The 18,897-nt window shown below is 44.7% G+C and carries 17 protein-coding genes; 14 read left to right on the top strand and 3 right to left on the bottom strand.

Annotated features, from left to right (window positions below):
• Positions 1–8 precede the first annotated feature (8 nt).
• Together pstB and phoU are read left to right on the top strand one after the other, a co-directional pair.
• Complete coding sequence (gene pstB, locus AB3489_RS13775) at positions 9–785, top strand: phosphate ABC transporter ATP-binding protein PstB (RefSeq protein WP_019224618.1); 777 nt, start codon at positions 9–11, stop codon at positions 783–785.
• 14 nt (positions 786–799) lie between these two features.
• A complete protein-coding gene (gene phoU / locus AB3489_RS13770; protein ID WP_368293330.1) occupies positions 800–1,477 on the top strand; it encodes a phosphate signaling complex protein PhoU in 678 nt (225 codons plus the stop codon).
• A gap of 137 nt (positions 1,478–1,614) precedes the next feature.
• Here phoU and AB3489_RS13765 read toward each other — a convergent pair whose 3' ends face one another.
• The gene (locus AB3489_RS13765; protein ID WP_368293329.1) at positions 1,615–3,510 is read right to left on the bottom strand and encodes an ASKHA domain-containing protein; all 1,896 of its coding nucleotides are present in this window, start codon (positions 3,508–3,510) and stop codon (positions 1,615–1,617) included.
• A gap of 302 nt (positions 3,511–3,812) precedes the next feature.
• Between AB3489_RS13765 and AB3489_RS13760 the strand changes: the two genes are divergently transcribed.
• Complete coding sequence (locus tag AB3489_RS13760) at positions 3,813–4,712, top strand: DUF445 domain-containing protein (RefSeq protein ID WP_019224621.1); 900 nt, start codon at positions 3,813–3,815, stop codon at positions 4,710–4,712.
• Between the two features lies 1 nt (position 4,713).
• Here the strand turns inward: AB3489_RS13760 and AB3489_RS13755 are convergent, their stop codons facing one another.
• Entirely contained in the window at positions 4,714–6,351 is a 1,638-nt protein-coding gene (locus AB3489_RS13755) for a putative manganese-dependent inorganic diphosphatase (protein WP_368293328.1), read from the bottom strand.
• Between the two features lie 290 nt (positions 6,352–6,641).
• Here AB3489_RS13755 and queD point away from each other — a divergent pair, with 290 nt between their 5' ends.
• The 5 genes from queD (at position 6,642) to AB3489_RS13730 (ending at position 11,916) form a co-directional block, all read left to right on the top strand.
• A complete protein-coding gene (gene queD, locus AB3489_RS13750; protein ID WP_368293327.1) occupies positions 6,642–7,067 on the top strand; it encodes a 6-carboxytetrahydropterin synthase QueD in 426 nt (141 codons plus the stop codon).
• Positions 7,068–7,073: 6 nt separating this feature from the next.
• On the top strand, positions 7,074–7,742 hold the full coding sequence (queE, locus tag AB3489_RS13745) for a putative 7-carboxy-7-deazaguanine synthase QueE (protein WP_368293326.1): 669 nt from the start codon (positions 7,074–7,076) through the stop codon (positions 7,740–7,742).
• Positions 7,743–7,746: 4 nt separating this feature from the next.
• Positions 7,747–8,406: a 7-cyano-7-deazaguanine synthase QueC gene (queC, locus tag AB3489_RS13740; protein ID WP_019224625.1), complete on the top strand. Its 660-nt coding sequence runs from the start codon at positions 7,747–7,749 to the stop codon at positions 8,404–8,406.
• A gap of 143 nt (positions 8,407–8,549) precedes the next feature.
• Positions 8,550–10,154 (top strand): glucose-6-phosphate isomerase, encoded by a 1,605-nt coding sequence (locus AB3489_RS13735; RefSeq protein WP_368293325.1) that lies wholly within the window; start codon positions 8,550–8,552, stop codon positions 10,152–10,154.
• A gap of 13 nt (positions 10,155–10,167) precedes the next feature.
• Complete coding sequence (locus AB3489_RS13730) at positions 10,168–11,916, top strand: phospho-sugar mutase (protein WP_368293324.1); 1,749 nt, start codon at positions 10,168–10,170, stop codon at positions 11,914–11,916.
• A gap of 38 nt (positions 11,917–11,954) precedes the next feature.
• Here AB3489_RS13730 and AB3489_RS13725 read toward each other — a convergent pair whose 3' ends face one another.
• On the bottom strand, positions 11,955–12,560 hold the full coding sequence (locus AB3489_RS13725) for a putative ABC transporter permease (protein WP_368293323.1): 606 nt from the start codon (positions 12,558–12,560) through the stop codon (positions 11,955–11,957).
• A 207-nt stretch (positions 12,561–12,767) separates the two neighbouring features.
• Here AB3489_RS13725 and AB3489_RS13720 point away from each other — a divergent pair, with 207 nt between their 5' ends.
• The 6 genes from AB3489_RS13720 (at position 12,768) to AB3489_RS13695 (ending at position 18,896) form a co-directional block, all read left to right on the top strand.
• A complete protein-coding gene (locus AB3489_RS13720) occupies positions 12,768–13,697 on the top strand; it encodes a magnesium transporter CorA family protein (RefSeq protein WP_019224628.1) in 930 nt (309 codons plus the stop codon).
• A 193-nt stretch (positions 13,698–13,890) separates the two neighbouring features.
• Complete coding sequence (locus tag AB3489_RS13715; protein WP_368293321.1) at positions 13,891–14,784, top strand: GGDEF domain-containing protein; 894 nt, start codon at positions 13,891–13,893, stop codon at positions 14,782–14,784.
• 212 nt (positions 14,785–14,996) lie between these two features.
• Positions 14,997–15,728 carry a LytTR family transcriptional regulator DNA-binding domain-containing protein gene (locus tag AB3489_RS13710; RefSeq protein WP_368293320.1) on the top strand — a complete coding sequence of 244 codons (732 nt, stop codon included), beginning with the start codon at positions 14,997–14,999 and terminating at the stop codon, positions 15,726–15,728.
• A gap of 41 nt (positions 15,729–15,769) precedes the next feature.
• A complete protein-coding gene (locus tag AB3489_RS13705) occupies positions 15,770–17,317 on the top strand; it encodes a sensor histidine kinase (RefSeq protein ID WP_368293319.1) in 1,548 nt (515 codons plus the stop codon).
• A complete protein-coding gene (locus AB3489_RS13700; protein WP_368293318.1) occupies positions 17,310–18,503 on the top strand; it encodes an HDOD domain-containing protein in 1,194 nt (397 codons plus the stop codon). Before AB3489_RS13705 ends, AB3489_RS13700 begins: the two co-directional genes overlap by 8 nt.
• A gap of 117 nt (positions 18,504–18,620) precedes the next feature.
• Complete coding sequence (locus AB3489_RS13695) at positions 18,621–18,896, top strand: histidine kinase (protein ID WP_368293317.1); 276 nt, start codon at positions 18,621–18,623, stop codon at positions 18,894–18,896.
• Position 18,897 lies beyond the last annotated feature (1 nt).

Below are 18,897 nucleotides of genomic sequence, written 5' to 3'. Positions count from 1 at the left end.
GGTAATCAATGTTAGCTAACTTAACAGAAACAAATAATAAAATGGTAACCAAAGACCTAGAATTGTATTATGGAAGCTTTCATGCTTTACACGCAATAAGCTTACCAATCCTTGCGAATCAGGTTACTGCGCTGATTGGACCCTCAGGGTGCGGCAAATCCAGCTTCCTGAAAACGCTAAACCGTATGAATGACCTGGTCGAAGGAGCAACCGTCAAAGGAAATGTTTATCTCGACAATAAAGATATTTATACCTCGGATATTGATCCGGTAACACTCCGCAAACGAATTGGAATGGTTTTTCAAAAGCCGAATCCGTTCCCGATGTCGATCTTTGATAATGTTGCCTATGGACCGAGGGCCCATGGCCTGAAAGATAAGCAGAAACTGAGTGAAATTGTTGAGAAGAGCCTTAAGGAAGCAGCTCTCTGGGATGAAGTCAAGGACCGGCTGAACCGTTCAGGGCTGCAATTATCCGGCGGGCAGCAGCAGCGGCTTGTCATTGCGCGTTTACTGGCTGTGCAGCCTGAAGTACTGCTGATGGATGAACCGGCATCGGCTTTGGATCCGATTTCCACGGCAAAGCTGGAAGACCTGATCCTTGATCTTAAAGAACAATACACCATCGTTATTGTTACCCATAACATGCAGCAGGCCGCCAGGATTTCAGACTACACGGCATTTTTCCTGAACGGGGAAGTCATAGAATACGGCGTTACGAAAGAACTGTTTACCAAGCCTCTGGACAAAAGGACTGAGGACTATGTCACTGGAAGATTCGGATAAGGAGGAAATGTATTATGACCCGAAATTCATTTGCAACATCGTTGGAAGAACTGAGCCATGATGTCCTCATGATGGGTAATCTCGTGGAAAACGTCATCAGCTCCGCAATGAAATCACTTGAGGAAAGAGACTTGAAACTGGCAGAGAAGGTTCTGGCGGACGATGATATTGTGGATAATTTTCAGCTTGAGATCGAAGACAAATGTTTAACCATGCTAGCCCTGCAGCAGCCTATGGCCGGTGATTTGAGAACCATCGGGACCGCGCTGAAGATTGTTACCGACCTCGAACGCATCGCCGACCACGCTGTCGATATCGCGGAAGTAACGATTAAATTAAGCGATGAGCCTTTGGTGAAGCCGCTGGTCGATATTCCTAAGATGGCAAAACTGGCGCGGGAGATGCTCAGAGACAGTATCATTGCGTATACGAATAAAGATTTAAAAATGGCGCAAAGCCTGGCAGTGAAAGAAAAAGAGGTAGACCAACTATACAGGTTGGTCTATGAAGATCTATTGAATTTAATGCAAAAAGACCAAAAAAATATTTCACAGGGTATCAATCTGCTGCTCGTTGCGCTTTCCTTAGAAAGGGTAGCCGACCATGTGACAAACCTGGGTGAATGGACCATCTATCTGGCTAGCGGCAAAAGAAAAGACCTGAATGATGATAATCTTCTTGATATGGAATGATATAATAAATCTTCCCGTATAAAACGGGAAGATTTTGCTTTCTGAATCAATTTGCATAGAGGGATATTTTTCCACAAAGTTATCCACAGCCTACACACAATTGTGAATAAGTGTATATACAGGTATATAGTTTTACATCAATAACGCTGTCCTAAAGCGAGAGATTCCATGTATTCATCCTGGAAAAGCTCTTCGGTGGACAGCTCGATATGTTCGGCATCCCGGGCGAGACGATTTGCTCTGCTCATTTCAATGGTCGAAAGCAGGGCCATCTGGGCACCGTTGCCTGCAGCGTTGCCGATAGATTGGATTTTTTCGGCGGGGACCTGCGGCAGGAGGCCAATGCCAAGGGCGCTTTCTTTGGCGATATAGTTGCCAAACGCACCTGCCAAATGAATCATTTCAAGATCGTCCGGTTTGACACCGAGATGGATCATCAGGATCCGGACCCCTGCGAGCACGGCACCTTTGGCCAGCTGAAGTGCGCGGATATCCATTTGGGTGATCGTGATATTTTCCCCAGTGGCCGATTCTTTCCAGGCCAGGACAAACTCTCGAATCCCATTGTCATTCAGGATTCTGTCCCGAAGTACCGGTGGTAGTTCCGAGGCGCTTGCTTGGTCGATGATGCGTCCCTGCGAATTGATAATCCCGGCTTTGTGCATTTCGGAAATAGCATCAATCAAACCGGAGCCGCAGATGCCGCGTACAGATTCATTTTCTTTGCCGATGACCCCAAGTTCCACGTCGTCCGTAATCTTAACACGTTCGATTGCTCCGTCGGCAGCTCGCATGCCAAATTTGATTCCGGCACCTTCAAAGGCCGGACCGGCTGCAGTAGAACAGGTCAGAATTCTTCCCTTTCCAGCTAAAACCATTTCCCCATTCGTTCCGATATCGATAAAGAGATGAATGCCTTTCAATTGGTCAATCTTCCCCGAAAGCATGACACCGACCGTATCGGAACCGACATAGCCTGCGACAATCGGCAGGACGGTGACTGGTGCATCGCTTAGAATCCGGAGTCCCAGCTCGGAAGCCTTGACGGTGGCCGCCTGGCGGAAACCCGGGATAAAAGGTGCAGGACCCAGATAGGTTGGGTCAATACCGAGGAATAAATGGCTCATTGTGGTATTGCCGACGACAACAGCTTGGTAAATCTCCTCGGAGGCAATGCCTTTCTGCCTGCACATATTGGCGATGATCTGATTTAAACCTTCGACAACCTGTATCTGCAGTTGAACCAAGCCGTCGGGGTGATCTGAGGCATAGTTGATTCTGGAAATGACATCAGCTCCCGCGCCCTGCTGAGGATTGGTTATTGCCTCACGTGCAATAATTTTTCCGTTGTTTAGATTCATCAAATAAGCCACCACGGTCGTAGTTCCAATGTCAATGGCCAAGCCGAAGGTTCGGTCCAGCGTATTTCCGGATTCGACAGCCAGCAGGTCATTTCCGGCAGTAACAGCCGTAACCTGGAAAGAAGCATCACGCAGAATTCTGGGCAATTTGGCGGCAATCCCGCGGTTAAAACGCAGCGAAGCAGCCGATGCGGGAAGCCCTGCGGCCAAACGTTCCCAATCGGAACGCTGATCTGAAGTGCTTGGAACACTCACGTGTACAGCATGTTTGTGTACCAGCGGTACAAGTTCAAAGACACGGTTGTCATCTTCAAGTCGTGTTTTGCGGTCAAACACATCTTTTTGTTCGATCAGGATGATCTGCCTGTCGGATTCGACAGTTCGTTTGCAGGCCAGGACAACACCAGCGTCAATTTGTTCAGCACTTAAGAATTTTTTTTCTTCCGGCAGCGGTTCAGTACGGTCTTCCGGGGGCAGGATGACGCGGCATTTGCCGCAGGTTCCTTTGCCGCCGCAGGCACTATGAAGATCTACGCCGGCAGTGATTGCCGCTTGAAGTATGGTACTGCCGGATGGAACTTTCACGACGCATTCGTCCGCTTGGCAGGCGGATTTTTGAAAAGTGACATTGACCATTTTCACCATGTTGGAACGATGCTTATCCTGACTCATTTGCTGAAACCCTCCCCAGTTATTGAGTGTATTTCTTTACTGGTATTTATCCCCGCTGCAATTTTCTTCATTGATTGAAATAATATTGATATGGATTCGGTGAGATACCCTCAAATGGTATAGAACGCAGCCTGATACCCCAAGGGGGTATATAAGAAGTATACGTTAAATTCCCTTTGTTTGTCAACAATTATAGGCTGTACAATTATAGCTATACAAATAATTGAATAATCGCTAAAATATACATTGGTATTGCGAATCCGTACTTATTTATTCCAATTTATTTAAGAGGAGAATCATCAATGAATCTAATTCAAATTGCAGCAGGCCCGGTTATCGGCGCTATCATCGGTTATGTCACAAACTACATTGCGGTTAAGATGCTCTTTCGGCCCATCAACCCAATTAAAATTGGGAATTGGGCATTGCCGTTTACTCCCGGCATTTTTCCAAAGAGAAAGGGGCAGCTTGCCAAAGCATTGGGCAATGCGGTCGGGAACAACCTTTTAACCAGTAAAGATGTAGAGAATATGTTCTTGTCAGAAAACATAAAAAACGCAATCGTTCAGGAAATTGGCAGCTCACTTTATGAAATGGATGAGCATCATACCCTAAAAAATATCTTCGCTGGGTTTGTTTCACAGGATGCCTATCAGGTTCTGAGAGAACAAGCCGAAAACATCATTTGCAGCAAGATCATGTCCGGAGTCTCTAAGATGGATATCGGCACAGTCATTGTGCGGGAGGGCAGACGCGCGATTAAGGAAAAGGTTCATGGCACAATGCTCGCGCTGATGGTCAATGACCAATTAATTATGTCTGTGGCTGCTCCGATCGGAGCAAAGGTTGACGCATACATCCAGGAAAACGGCCAGGATATGATCCAGTCCATCGTGAGAGAAGAACTGGCGGTTCTTGAGAATCAACCCTTAGCGGCATTCATGCAAAAAATTGAGATTGAGGAAAGACATCTTACCGGTATGGTTGACAGAATCTATTCGGTATTCGTGCAGAAAAAGCTTGGAGGCTATATCCAACAGTTTGATATAGCCGGTGTTGTCGAAAAAAAGGTAAATGATATGGACGTTCTGGAGATTGAGAGACTTGTGCTTTCGGTAATGAAAAACGAGTTGAACGCCGTTGTTAATCTGGGAGCCTTGATTGGTTTCGTGATTGGGCTGTTGAACTTATTGTTAAAATAAATCATTTGTCAACAGCCGCTGAAATTAAAGGAACAACCTGTTTCTTTCTGGAAACTATGCCGGGCAGGCAAACGCTGTTTTCACCCAGATCAACGTTAAAAGCAAGCGAGATTAATTCTTTTTCTTCTCCGGAAAATAAGACTTCTGAGGTCTGGTCAAGAATATCGGTCACAAAAAGCATCAGCAAATGATAGCCTTTTTCGGCACAAAGCTGTTTCATGAACGCAATCAGCGAATCTTCCATCTCCGAGATCTTTTCCCTGTCCATGGTGAAGACCTGCCCGATTCCAACCCTGTATTTGCCAAAGGTATAATCTTTAAAATCCTGATAAAATATCTCCTTTAGTGTTTTTCCCTGCAGAGAAGAGCCTTCTTTGAACATTTGATTGGCGTACTTGTCCATATCGTCAATCCCGGCTATTTCGGCCAGCTTTTCGGCCGTCATCTTGTCGACGTAGGTACTGGTCGGAGATTTGAATTTCAGCGTATCGGACAGGATGGCGGAGCAAAGAATTCCGGCGATGCTCTTCGAAGGACGAATTCCCATCTCAAAAAACATATTGGCAACAATGGTCGAGGTACTGCCTACAGGTTCGTTTCGAAGGAAAATCGGACTGGCCGTCTGAATATCACCGAGTCGATGGTGATCGATAATCTCAAGGATTTCTGCCTCTTCAATGCCATTGACAGTCTGGGATTTTTCGTTGTGATCCACCAGAATAACGTTTTTCTTTCTCTGTGAAATCAAATGATATCTGGAGATGAATCCTTGGATCCGGTTGTTGTCATCAACAATTGGATAGCTCCGGTATCTGGTTTTTAACATTTTATCCTGAATATCATCAATAAAGTCATCAATGTTAAACGATATAAGGTTCTGGCTGGTCATGACGGCACCTACCGGTATGCTCTGATTCACCAGCCTTACGGTCGTATAGGTGTCAATCGGAGTCGTCAACAAAACAATATTCCTGCTGCGGGCTTCTTCAATCAGCTCTTGTGACGGATCCCCGCCGCAGGTGAGGATCAGGCAGGTGGTACCGTATTCCAGAGCTTTCAACTGGATATCCAGCCGGTTTCCCGTGATCACAATATCACCCGGCTCAACAAACGAATGCAAGTCATCGGGTTCAACAGCAGCAACCACAACCTTGCCGGTCGTCTCGAAATCTTCCTGGGAACCGCAGATCAATGTCGCATTCAGCGTTTCGGCTATATTGCGCAGGGTCGTTCTCGTTGAAGCGATGGTGTTGTTGTCCAAGGCATCCATATAATTATTGGTAATATCGGATAGGGTTACAATTCCTAAAAGTCGCTCATGATCATCAATAACGGGAATCGTTTTGATATTGTTTTTCTTCATAAGGTGCCAGGCTGTTTTAATCGAAATATCCGATGATACGGGAAAAGCCTGATCAACGTTTAAATCTGTCACCTGGGTTTTGACTGTAAAAAGATGTTCCGGAATTTCGACGCCGAAATGCTTCAAAACAAATTCAGTTTCACGGTTAATATCACCGAGCCTTTTGGGCACAGCATTCACACCGAGCTTTTTTTTGAGTTCCGCGTAGGCGATTGCAGAACATATGGAATCTGTATCCGGATTCTTATGCCCGGTGACAAATACTAATTTATCCATCCTTTATTCTCCTATTCTTTATCCGAACCTATTTCCCTAATTCTATCCTATCATTGTATAATAAAAAGTGTAAATTCAAAAGAAGCAATCTTCAAAAGCCGTCTTCCCCAAATACCAACAAAACGCATTTACAGATCAACGTTGGCATGATATGCTTGATTTATGAATAAAATAAAGACAGTTCGGAATCCATCCTGTCTCTAAACAAAACTAGGACCACTACCGTCTTGGGTAGTTTTTTGTTTGAAGAGCAGTAGCTCTTTTTTTGTTTCTTGGGGAGGTTGCATGATATGTACATGTTGAAGGTGGAAAACAGTTTTGACAGCGCGCACTTTCTGGCAGGCCATCCAGGCAAGTGTCGGAACATTCATGGCCACAGCTGGCGAGTGGTTGTGGAAATCGAATCTGAAACACTCGCAGATGAGGGAGAAGCCAGAGGGATGATTGTTGATTTCAGCCAGCTGAAAGCGGATCTCAAGCAGCTGGCGGATGACTACGATCATGCTTTGCTTGTGGAAAACGGAACGCTGCGAAAAAGTACGCTGGAACATCTTATTCAGGATGGATTCCGGGTCATTGAGGTGCCTTTCAGGACAACAGCCGAAAATTTTGCCAGGTGCTTTTACGAGGCTTTGGCCGATAAAGGATATCAAATGACCAGGGTCAGTGTATTCGAAACGCCCGCGAATTGCGCGGTCTATGAAGGCAGATGGTGATTTAAGATGAAATACAGGGTTGCAGAAATTTTTTCAAGCATTAACGGAGAGGGACCGCGGGCAGGAGAAGTGGCTGTTTTTGTTAGATTTGTCGGGTGCAATCTGCAATGTACTTACTGTGACACCCGCTGGGCTAATGAAGCGGATGTTTCTTACCGGGAAATGACGGGAGCGGAGCTCTATAAACAGGTCCTGGCCACAGGTATAAAGAACGTCACGCTGACAGGCGGGGAGCCGTTGATACAACCTGGTATTGCAGCGCTGACCGACTTAATGTGCCAGGATCCGGCACTTTCCGTCGAGATTGAAACGAATGGCAGTGTCAGTCTTAAGCCCTTTTGCACAGAGGCTAATCGCCGTCCGGGATTTACGATGGACTACAAGCTTGCTTCGAGCGGTATGGAGGACAAGATGGTTTTAGCGAATTTTGAGGTTCTGACATGCCGGGATGCCGTGAAATTCGTGGTTGGCGATCAAAACGATCTGGCAAGGGCGTGCGAAATCATAAGTACCTACGGCCTGATCAAAAAAACTGCGGTATTTATCAGTCCTGTTTTTGCACAAATTGCGCCGTCTGAAATCGTTAAATTTATGATTATGCATCAAATGAATGGAGTGCGCTTGCAGCTTCAGCTACATAAAGTGATCTGGAATCCGGAAAAGAGAGGAGTATAAGCTCATGCAAAAAAATGAAAAAGCTTTGGTCATTTTTAGCGGCGGCCAGGACAGTACGACCTGTCTTTTTTGGGCCAGACAGTTATTTGCAGAAGTCATTGCCCTGTCCTTTGATTATGGGCAAAAACACCGGCTGGAATTGGATTGTGCCAGAGAAATATGTGCTAAGCACCAGATTGAGCATCATCTGCTGGATCTCAGTTTATTAAATCAGCTTGCACCGAATTCGTTGACCAGGCCGGAGATTGAAGTTGAGAAAAATTCGCCGCCCGACCGGTTACCGAACACATTTGTGGACGGCAGGAATATGCTTTTTCTGTCGTTTGCAGCTGTTTTTGCCAAACAGAGGGGAGTAAGACATTTGATCACCGGCGTTTCTCAGAGTGATTACAGCGGTTATCCGGACTGTCGGGATATTTTTGTTAAGTCCCTGAATGTAACCCTTAATCTCGCCATGGATTACGAATTTGTGATTCATACCCCTCTGATGTGGATCGACAAGGCGGAAACCTGGAAACTGGCTGACGATCTCGGTGTGCTTGCAATGATTCAAGAAGAGACATTGACCTGTTATAACGGTATCAAAGGTGATGGGTGTGGGGAATGTCCTGCGTGTCTACTGCGGAAAAAGGGATATCAAAGATATTGCAGCGGAATGAAATAAATGAGCTTTTGACACGACAAATTGCGCAATACTTTTTCATTCATTTCAGCTATAATTAAAATATTATGCCTCACATCGTGCGAGGTATAGAATCGGAATGTCCAGGGTAGAGTATCATTACCAGCGGGTGAGGTGATTGTATTGTGACGTCACAATGGCAGAAATTCCGGGAATACTTTTATTTCGATAATGAACTGGGAATCCAGGTGGATGTTAGCCGTTCAGGATTTCCGGATACGTATCTGGATGACATGGAAATACGCCTGCAGGACATGTATTGCCAGATTCAGGCCTTGGAACAGGGAGCGGTTGCCAACCCGGACGAGCAGCGGATGGTTGGGCATTATTGGCTGAGTGATCCGGAATTAGCTCCGCAGCCGGAAATAGGCGCGGCAATCAAAGATACCCTGCGCCGTATTCTATACTTTGCGCAGGATGTTCATGCGGGTACTATATGTGGTCAAAAAGGACGCCCTTTCCGGAACGTCATTATTGTTGGCATTGGCGGATCTTCCTTAGGACCGCGTTTTGTTTCCGAGACGCTCGGAAACAAAGGTGATCCCTGTTCGCTGTACTTTATCGATAACACAGATCCTGACGGTATGGATCGTATTTTTGCTGAGCTGGATGCTAAGGCGGATGCAACATTAACGATCGTAATCTCCAAAAGCGGCGGCACGGTTGAAACCCGCAACGGAATGGAAGAAGTTCGTCATTTTTACGTAAGCCGGGGGTTGGACTTCAGCCGTCATGCGGTCAGTATCACCCAGCCAGGAAGCAGACTGGATCAGATACGGATTAAAGAGGATTGGCTGGACGCTTTCCCGGTTTGGGAATGGGTTGGCGGGCGGACTTCTGTCTTGTCCGCTGTGGGGCTGCTGCCGCTGGCTTTACAGGGAATTGATATTTGTGGCCTTTTGGACGGGGCCAAGAAATGCAACTCCCTAACCAGGAACACGGATACGAAAAGCAACCCTGCAGCCCTGACTGCCTTGGCGTGGTACGTTCTGACAGGCGGCAAAGGCGGGCAGCAGATGGTTATCCTTCCTTATAAAGACCGTTTGGAGCTTTTCCCGAAATATCTTCAGCAATTGATCATGGAGTCTCTGGGAAAAGAAAAGGACTTGGACGGAAATATTGTCCATCAGGGAATTACAGTACTTGGAAATAAAGGAACAAGTGATCAGCATTCCTATATCCAGCAGCTGCTGGATGGGCCCAGTAACTTTTTTGTGACCTTCATAGAAGTACTGAAGGACAGGGATGGAGACTCAATCCAGATTGCCGAGGAGAGCACCAGCGGTGATTATTTGCAGGCTTTTCTGCTCGGGACGAGGAATGCCCTGTCAAACAAGGGCCGAAAATCAATTACGCTGACAGTGAGAGACCTCAGCCCCGTAACGATCGGAGTATTAATTGCCCTATACGAACGTACGGTGAGTATGTATGCCCAGCTTGTGCATGTTAATGCTTATCACCAACCGGCTGTAGAAATGGCTAAAAAAGGTGCGCAGGAGATGATTCAATTAAAGAACCTGGCCCTGCGTGTTCTAAAGGCATGTAAAACCGGAGGGTTAACGGTTGAAGAAATTGCATTGGAAATTGAAGCAGACGGGTCTGTAGTAGACCGCGAAATGCTCTATAAAATTCTTAAGCATCTTGAAGCGAATCGGGGAAACAGGATTATAAGTCAAAAGAGCGGCAGTGAATTTGAGGCTTTATACCAGGTTGCGTCTGATCAACAGTGAGGAGAAAAGTAACATGTATTCAGAGCAAAAGTATGACAGCACCTTGAAATTTTGGATGGAGAATGATTACTTTGACGAACTCAGCAGAAGGGAACTGGCGGAAATAACCGACCTGAAGGAGCTGGAGGACCGATTCTATACGACTCTGGAGTTTGGAACCGGCGGCATCAGAGGGGTTCTCGGCGCAGGAACCAATCGCCTGAATCGTTATGTTATTCGCAAAGTTACACAGGGATTGGCCGACACGATCTTGGAGCATGGACCAGAGGCGTGTCAGCGAGGGGTTGTCATTGCGTATGACAGCCGCTATTTTTCCGAAGATTTTGCACTGGAAGCAGCGTTGGTACTGGCAGTGAATCAGATTAAAGTCTATCTGTTTGAAGGTCTGCGGCCGACGCCTGAGCTTTCATTTGCTGTCAGGTATCTTCAGACAATTGCCGGCGTAAATATCACGGCCAGCCATAATCCAAAGGAATACAACGGCTATAAGGTCTACTGGGAGGATGGCGGGCAGCTGCCGCCTGCTCCTGCTAAGCAGATCATTACCAAGATGGCTGAAAGAGAAGACTGGAGAATTGTGCCGGCAGACCGAATCAAAGCCCTGGAGAAAGGGATGGTTCAGATGGTAGGAGATCAGGTGGATGCTGCCTATCAGGCTGAGATACTTCATAGTCTACTGAATACAGAACTAACACAAACTTACGGTACAAAGCTGAACATTGTCTGCACGCCGCTTCATGGAACCGGCGGCAGCCCTGTTCAAAGCATCCTTAACAAAATGGGCTTTACGGCTTTCCGGATGGTTGCAGAACAGGAACAACCTGATCCGGAATTCCCGACGGTGAAATCCCCGAATCCGGAAGATCCGGAGTCGTTTGAGCTTGCTTTGACACTGGCAAAGAAGACACAGGCGGACCTGGTACTGGCCACAGATCCGGATGCAGACCGCCTCGGAGCATATGCCCTGGACAGAAATGGTCAGTATTGCCGTTTTACCGGTAATCAGATTGGCGTAATCCTGGCGTATTATATCCTGGATCAAAGAAGACGAAACCACAGACTGCCGGACAATGGCGTGATCGTCAAGACGATAGCCTCTACGGACCTGGCCGAAGCAGTTGCGGCTGATTTTGGCGTCAAAACAGTGAATGTGCTGGTCGGCTTTAAATATATCGGAGAAAAGATCAAAGAGATGGACGTACAGGGCTGGGGGACATTTTTGTTTGGCTTTGAAGAAAGCCATGGTTACCTGGCCGGTACGTATGCCAGAGATAAGGATGCAGTCCAGGCTTCTGCGCTGCTGGCTGAGGCGGCATTGTATTACAAGCAGATAGAGAACAAAACCTTACCGGATATACTGGCGGAACTTTTTGCGCGTTACGGCACTTTCCTCGATGAACAGGTCGCTTTTGCGCTGAGCGGCAAAGAAGGCCGGGAACGGATTGCCGCTGTAATGGACAGACTGCGGATGGCAAAGCCGCTTTCTGTTGCGGGGCTCAGCGTACGGTTTATTGATGACTATCAGCAAAATGTCCGATGGGATGCGCTGGAGAAAAAGACGGAAGAAACCAATCTTCCTCGGGAGAATGCGCTTCGCTTTTCCTTTGAAGGGGGAGGATATGTCATGGCAAGACCTTCCGGTACGGAGCCAAAAATACGTTTTTATTTCTGTATCAAAGGTTCTACCAGAGCTGAAGCGGATGCTGCCTTGGCACGTGTCAAAGCGGAAGTCTTCGCCCTGATTAATGACCTGATGGTTTGATTGTGCTAGAATACAGGAAAGACAGGAATGAACAATTACTATACATGAACCATGTTCGGATATACCTGGTGAAGGAACGAATCAGGGTAAGAATGGTCTAAAAAAGTCTGAATGGAATTTGTCGGCGGGATGCCGTCGTATCTTTGGTTTGCTCTGAATACGGCAGCGGCTGAAATGGATAAATCGAAGGCCATGAATAGAATTACAATCCATGTCACAAGGGTACTCCTCTTCATGGGAAAGTTTTCGATTCTTTTACTGATAAATGGGTAAATATACTTAATGAAGACAACGCCCAAGATCCCCCAGAAAAATGAGTATACCAGCGATGTCCTGCCAAAGATATCGAGCATAGAATAACTGTAGTCCCAGGATATAAAACCAAAAGCATATTCCTGTATCAGACTGCAGATAAGTTCATACAAGCATCCTATAAAAGCGCTTATAAAAAATAAGGACCATTTATTTTTGAAATTCGTTCTCTGCAGCAGCAAAATAACAATAACGGCTGCAAAACCGTAGATCTGACTGAAAGGACCATAAATCAGACCTGACCTGCTTTCGATATATCCATGCAGAATAAAACAGTAGATGGATTCAAAAACAAAACCAAGGATAGAAGCAATAAAAAATATCCAAACCATTTTGTGAAAATGATAGGGTGTTTTCTTCATATCAAACGCTCCTAACGTTAGGTAATGTGTTACAGGAGTCATTCAACAAGAAATTTGGAGAACCGAAAATCTGGAATTAATTATAGCATTTCATTACATAAATTGTAAGAATGATATAACCGTGGTTAGCCGATGATCAGTTTACAGAGAATTGTCAAGTGAAGGGAGGTAAAGGGCTTGCAACACTATCTTGTCTCTCCGGAAGGCCTGAAAGAAATAGAATCACAACAGATTCCGGCAGAGGGAAAGTTTAGCATAACCCTCTTCAATGCTGAGGAATGGAAGCTCCTGAATGGGCACTTGGCATTTGCCGGATCTGCAGAGATCGACCGTGTTCTGGGAAATCTGAATCCGCAGGGGAATAGCTTTAATCAAAGATTTGAACGTCTGCACCCTTCTCTGTTTTTTATTGGTTACAGCGATTTTGCTGATGACACCAAAGAATTTGCGATCTACTTTTTTCTGTCGGCAAATGATATGACGATACTGCGCAATGACCGGCTTGAGCTGTCGCAGATCAATGACTGGGCCCGGAGAGGGCTGCTTACGACACCTTCCGATCTGGCGCAGCTCCTCGGCATGGAAATACTGGAACATCATCAGCGCCAGCTGGAATTACTGGAAGATGATGTGGACCGGATTGAAGAAAATATCCTGGAAACTCCTGAAAGATGGCAAAGAAGTGAAATAATTAACCTTCACAAAAAAATACTCGGATTAAAGAAGTCACTGAATGCGCATCAGACGATTTTCAGCAGACTGGCAGCCATGGATAATCATGATCAGGGGAAGCCATCATGGAAAGACCTGGTTGCCGATACCCAGCAGAAACTTGAGAATGCACGGCAGACTCATGAGCTGATTGAAATCCTAATGGAAGCCTACCAGCAGGCCATTGACAACCGGGCCAATGATATCATGAAAGTTCTGACGCTTCTGGCCACGATCCTGCTGCCGATTAATCTGGTTACCTCCTTCTTTGGAATGAATTTTGAAGCAATGCCGCTGATCCACTCGCCTTTGGGGATGCCGCTCTTTTTCGGTGTATCCGTGTTAATTGTGACAGCAGTACTTATCCTGTTTTGGCGTAAACACTGGCTGAGATGAAATCCGATGCACGCATGGAAAACCAAATCCATTCATTGAGAAAAAACAACCATTGAGGTTGTTTTTTTTACATTCTGTAGAAGATTCTCCCAACAAAAGACTTAATGAGATAATCTTATGTTATCGCAATGTAATTGAAAGAATCATACAACGGCTTTTGCTGAAAAGTAAGGTTTATATAGGGGGTCATATAATGAATTTAGTTAATCGAAAAGATGATCATGATTTTTTAGACAAACATAGACTGAGTCAGAAAAACAAATTTATCATCTGCTTGTTATTTATTGGGATCCTGGTTTTGGTGCTGTTTTTTGGTAATTTAAATACAGCTCCGGGAATTATTATAGGGAGTATAATGGCTGTCGTCACGTTGCTGATGCCGCTGATCTTTGGGTATACCGGCCTTATGGTTACGCTGATATACAGCATCATAGGGATCACTGCTCCATTCAGATTCGGAATAATACAAGGTGACCCATATTATTTTGCTATTGCCGTGTTCATCCTGGCTAACTTTTTGGGATCTGCGATTATTGCCATTGAAGTTGAACGCAATAAAAAGACCCAGAAAGTACTTGAGAACCTTTCTGTAACAGACGGTCTGACAGAGATCTACAATCACAGGTATTTTCAGCAAAGGCTTGACGAAGAGATTGCGAGGGCGACCAGAGCCAATCGTACGCTTGTCTTGTGTATGATCGATATTGATAACTTTAAGATGTACAATGATTCCTATGGCCATTATTTCGGTGATGAAATACTAAGAAAAACAGCCGGGCTGATCCAAAACACAACGAGAAAGTCAGATATTGCCTGCCGCTACGGCGGGGACGAATTTGCAGTAATTTTGCCTGATTCCAGCGTCGAAGAAGTCCATTTTGTCATGGAAAGACTTAAAGAAGCATTTTACAGTCTGCGATTTTCTTTCCCGGATTGTCACGTTACAAGAACTTTAACGCTTTCGGTCGGTTTCTCAATTTTTCCTGATCTGGCGGAAAATAAAGATCAACTGATTACCCAGGCTGATGCTGCCCTTTACCAGGCCAAATATCAGGGCAGAAACACAATCCAGCTTTATAAAAATTAATATAAAGCATACTGTATATGTTGCCCATTTATTTAAAATACGCAGTACTAGAATGAATATTTGCCATTGGTCGTTTAAGATGAAAAGGGAAATAAATAAAGCTAAAAAAAGAACTCAAAAAAGGAATAAAAAAGAAAATGTCGAATATACCCGAGAATAAAAAGGAAAATTATTTATTTTCTGGTCCGGACAGATAAAATAGAAAGGAAGATATGGCAAGAATACTTTTGGTTGATGATGAACCGATGGTGCTCAACGCTTTAAAGCGTATCCTACATTCCCGGGGATACGAGCTGTTTGCCGCAACGAACTCGGAAGAAGCGCTGGATTTTCTGCAAAAAAGCGCGATAGACGTGATCATTTGTGACCAAAATATGCCGGGAATGCTGGGTATTGATCTGTTAAGACGTTCAAGAGAAGAGTACCCGGATGCCGTCAGAATTTTGATCACTGGTTCGTCAGACATTAATGTTGCAATTTCAGCGATTAATGAAGGCAGTATTTATTATTACCTCACCAAGCCTTGGGAAAACGAAGAAGTTATTTCAGTGGTCGAAAAAGCCCTTGCCGATAAACCTGAACACTTCTATCCGGAACGCAAAATGGAACAGGAGATCAAAAAAATCCCTGTATGGGAAGATGAAACCATTATTCTGATTGACCTGTCGGAGGTTATTTATTTAACGGCAGTTGAAGGTGATGTCGTTATTATCACCGAAAAAGGAAAATATCAAAGTCCTGACTCTTTAAATTCGTGGGAGAAGAAGCTTGGATCCGGCAGCTTTTTTCGGTGCCATCGAAGCTATATTGTCAATATCGATAAAATTGAAAAAATCAGTCCCTGGTTCAACAGTGCGTATAATTTGAAGTTGAAGGACACGAAAGAAACTATTCCTGTCAGCAGAAACTCCACTAAAAAACTGAAAAATTTATTTGGGTTATAAAATAGCCAGAAACGGGAACGACTATGAACCAATACTCTAAAATGAGAACGATACCTGATGTTCTGTCCTCGCTTCGCGAAACGCAAGATGCAAATCTGATGAGCTATTATGAAAATATCATAGTCAGTATGTATACTTCTGTGCTGCTCTTATTGGCAGCACTTGTTAATTTTGTTTTCCGTTATTTCTATCTTGCCAGCGACTGGCAGGCATGTTCCATAGATAGTCTGGTCTTGCTGGTTTTAGCGCTGGGATTTCACGTTGTCCCGAAAATGGACTTGGATATGGAGCGGGTAACCTGGATGATCTCGGGGCTGTCCTCTGTGACACTTCTGTTCTTAACTGTCAGACTATATGATATTATTGGACAGGCTTTATTAACATTTGCTTATATTCTGCTCATGCTGGCTATGATGAGGGTTACCCGCATCATGATGGCTACGACTACCGTTACAGTATTACTATCCATGGTCTATATCATTTTTCATTCTTATCTTGCTGGATATTATCAGATGACGATGTTGTCTTATGTGATCCAGCTGTTTTTATTTGTAGTCTTAACGATCGTTATGGCGGCTGTATATAGTGTCAATATCGGCCGTTACCGCAAACTGGGAATACAGCTTCAGGAAGCAGTCTGCCAGAATGAGAAAATTACCGGATTGTATCAGCAAAATATTGCCTCAGATGAAGAATTGAAAAACACAATCAGCCGCCTGAACCGGACACAGGAACAGCTGGTCCAACAAGAGAAGCTTGCTGCGATTGGACAGCTTGCTGCCGGGGTTGCCCATGAAATCAATAATCCGCTTGGTTATATTTCCAGTAATTTTGAGACATCCCGTCTTTATTTTGATCAGTATACCAATATGATCAGTGCCTATCACAGCTTCTTGGAGAAGCTGCCGCCAAGTGAGAGGGATAGGCTTGCCCCGCAGATAGAGAATTTGAGAAAGCTTGAAGAAACCAGCAACCTGAAACATATCTCAACAGACCTGGAAGATTTATTTTATGATATTGAGGATGGTCTTAAACGGATCAGTGAAATTGTAGCCGGACTTAAAACGTTTTCCAGAGCGGATCAAGGCAATGAGTTTGAAGATTATGATCTGAATAACGGTTTGAGGAATACACTTTTGGTGGCTAGAAATGAGATTAAACACCATGCCAGGGTGATCGAACTGTTTGGGGAGCTTCCTTTGATCCAGGCGAAGGGTAATCAGGTCAATCAAGTGCTCTTGAACATTGTCCTAAATGCAGTTTACGCCATCAAAACAAAAAAACCGGAGACGCTTGGCTCTATCATGGTTAGTACAGAAGTCGCCGGTGATTTTGTACAGTGTCAGATCGAAGACAATGGGACAGGGATCCATAAGGAAAACCTGAAAGAAATATTCAATCCGTTTTTTACGACAAAACCTGTGGGGCAGGGTACGGGGCTTGGGCTCAGTATTGCCTACGATATTGTTGTTAATACGCACGGAGGACAGATTTCAGTTCAAAGTACGCCGGGTGTAAGTACGAGGTTTATGATCCAGCTACCCATCAAGCAGCAGCTGGAAGCTGGAACAGGTGAAGAAAATGAATGAAGCCATTTTATTTGTTGATGATGAAAAAGCAATATTACGGGCGCTGAACAGGGCCTTTTTGGGCAGCAGCTATGAAATCCTTACTGCAGAAAGCGGTGAAGCGGCTCTGGAAATTCTTCAAAGAAAAAAAATTGATCTGATTGTAACGGATGTCAATATGCAGGGGATGGACGGCTTTGAGCTTTTGACACGGGTCAAAGAAAAATATCCGTCGACGATCAGACTCGTTTTAAGCGGGCATGTCGATAAAAGCATGCTTTTGAAAATACAGCAGAATTGTTTGGCAAAACATTATCTGTTTAAGCCGTGGCAAAACAAGGACCTGCTCAGGACCATTGAACAGGTTTTGGAAGTGGAAAAGATTTTGAAAAACCGAAATCTTCTTGAAATGATCAACAAAATCGAATTTCTGCCATCCCCACAGAATGTCTTCAATAAATTTAATTCTCTGATCGAACAGGATGCGGGCATGAAGGAAATTGCAAAAACAATCGAAAGTGATCCTTCCATAACCGCGAAAGTATTACAGGTAGCAAACTCTGCCCACTTAGGGGTAAAAACAGGTTCGGTCATCCAGGCTATTAATTATTTGGGGCTAACGGATGTCAAAAATATTGTTTTAAGCGCCTGTCTGCATCAGGAAACCAAAGGAGAAAAGAATGCGCGTTACCAAAGAGATATCGCGATGCTTTGGCTTCATGCCGTAACGACCAATACCATTCTGAATGTTTTTTACCAGAAGATCCATCACAAGAAAATGCCAGAATCGAGTTCAATGGCCGGATTACTGCATGATGTCGGCAAAGTGGTTCTGCTGAATAATTTTTGGGACGAATATATGCGGGCAGTTGAGAAGAACATGGGTAACCGGGATTTATTCCACTATTATGAGCAAATCGAATTTACGGATGTATCCCATGGGGAGATTGGCGGCCATTTGTTGGATTGGTGGGAGCTTCCGTATTCGATTGTGGAGTCCGCTCTATTTCACCACTGTCCGCTTGATGAAAAGGTTATCGACAAGGAAATGGTTGCCTTAGTGCATATTGCCGATATTTATTCCTGGAAAAGCATCCACAAGGCGGAGTCTGCACAAGTCGATCCACAGGTGCTTGGTTTCCTGGGTATTAACATAGACGATCCTGATCGTTTTTTGGACGAGGCTGGGATCCGCCATCCATCGTAAAAAAACAACCATTCAGGTTGTTTTTTTACATTTTGCGGCAAATTGTCCATCAGAACAAAATGCCATGGTATGCTATTGACAGAAGCGAGTTACAAGGAAAGGCGGGAGAAGTTCTAAATGAGCTGCGTTCATGATGTCGTCATCTATTTTGAAGAGGGAAGCGGAACACAAGATTATAAAGCTCTAGCCGTGATTTTCAGCTTGAAAAAGATCGCAAACATCATTGAGTTTTATCCGAAAGATATCGGCAGCAATCATCAGAGTGCAGGAATCATCAAGGAAGAAGGGTTAAGAATCAGGTTTTCTACGGAATGCAATCTCGAAAAAATCCAAAAATTCTTCTTTGAAACCATCTCCCTGAAAGATTACGAATTGGGGACTTCAGACCACTAGG

This window comes from Dehalobacter sp. TBBPA1 (genome assembly GCF_040931655.1).
Taxonomy (GTDB): Bacteria; Bacillota; Desulfitobacteriia; order Desulfitobacteriales; family Syntrophobotulaceae; genus Dehalobacter; species Dehalobacter restrictus.
The sequence above is the reverse complement of the archived record's forward strand: the minus strand, read 5'-3'. Positions and strand labels throughout refer to the sequence as shown.

Coding starts and splice junctions, on each gene's coding strand:
- AB3489_RS13705 (WP_368293319.1), top strand. CDS start 15,770: ATGAGAACGATACCTGATGTTCTGTCCTCGCTTCGCGAAACGCAAGAT.
- AB3489_RS13710 (WP_368293320.1), top strand. CDS start 14,997: ATGGCAAGAATACTTTTGGTTGATGATGAACCGATGGTGCTCAACGCT.
- queE (WP_368293326.1), top strand. CDS start 7,074: ATGAAATACAGGGTTGCAGAAATTTTTTCAAGCATTAACGGAGAGGGA.
- queD (WP_368293327.1), top strand. CDS start 6,642: ATGTACATGTTGAAGGTGGAAAACAGTTTTGACAGCGCGCACTTTCTG.
- AB3489_RS13715 (WP_368293321.1), top strand. CDS start 13,891: ATGAATTTAGTTAATCGAAAAGATGATCATGATTTTTTAGACAAACAT.
- AB3489_RS13760 (WP_019224621.1), top strand. CDS start 3,813: ATGAATCTAATTCAAATTGCAGCAGGCCCGGTTATCGGCGCTATCATC.
- AB3489_RS13725 (WP_368293323.1), bottom strand. CDS start 12,560: ATGGTTTGGATATTTTTTATTGCTTCTATCCTTGGTTTTGTTTTTGAA.
- AB3489_RS13730 (WP_368293324.1), top strand. CDS start 10,168: ATGTATTCAGAGCAAAAGTATGACAGCACCTTGAAATTTTGGATGGAG.
- AB3489_RS13765 (WP_368293329.1), bottom strand. CDS start 3,510: ATGAGTCAGGATAAGCATCGTTCCAACATGGTGAAAATGGTCAATGTC.
- AB3489_RS13700 (WP_368293318.1), top strand. CDS start 17,310: ATGAATGAAGCCATTTTATTTGTTGATGATGAAAAAGCAATATTACGG.
- phoU (WP_368293330.1), top strand. CDS start 800: ATGACCCGAAATTCATTTGCAACATCGTTGGAAGAACTGAGCCATGAT.
- AB3489_RS13695 (WP_368293317.1), top strand. CDS start 18,621: ATGAGCTGCGTTCATGATGTCGTCATCTATTTTGAAGAGGGAAGCGGA.
- AB3489_RS13755 (WP_368293328.1), bottom strand. CDS start 6,351: ATGGATAAATTAGTATTTGTCACCGGGCATAAGAATCCGGATACAGAT.
- pstB (WP_019224618.1), top strand. CDS start 9: ATGTTAGCTAACTTAACAGAAACAAATAATAAAATGGTAACCAAAGAC.
- queC (WP_019224625.1), top strand. CDS start 7,747: ATGCAAAAAAATGAAAAAGCTTTGGTCATTTTTAGCGGCGGCCAGGAC.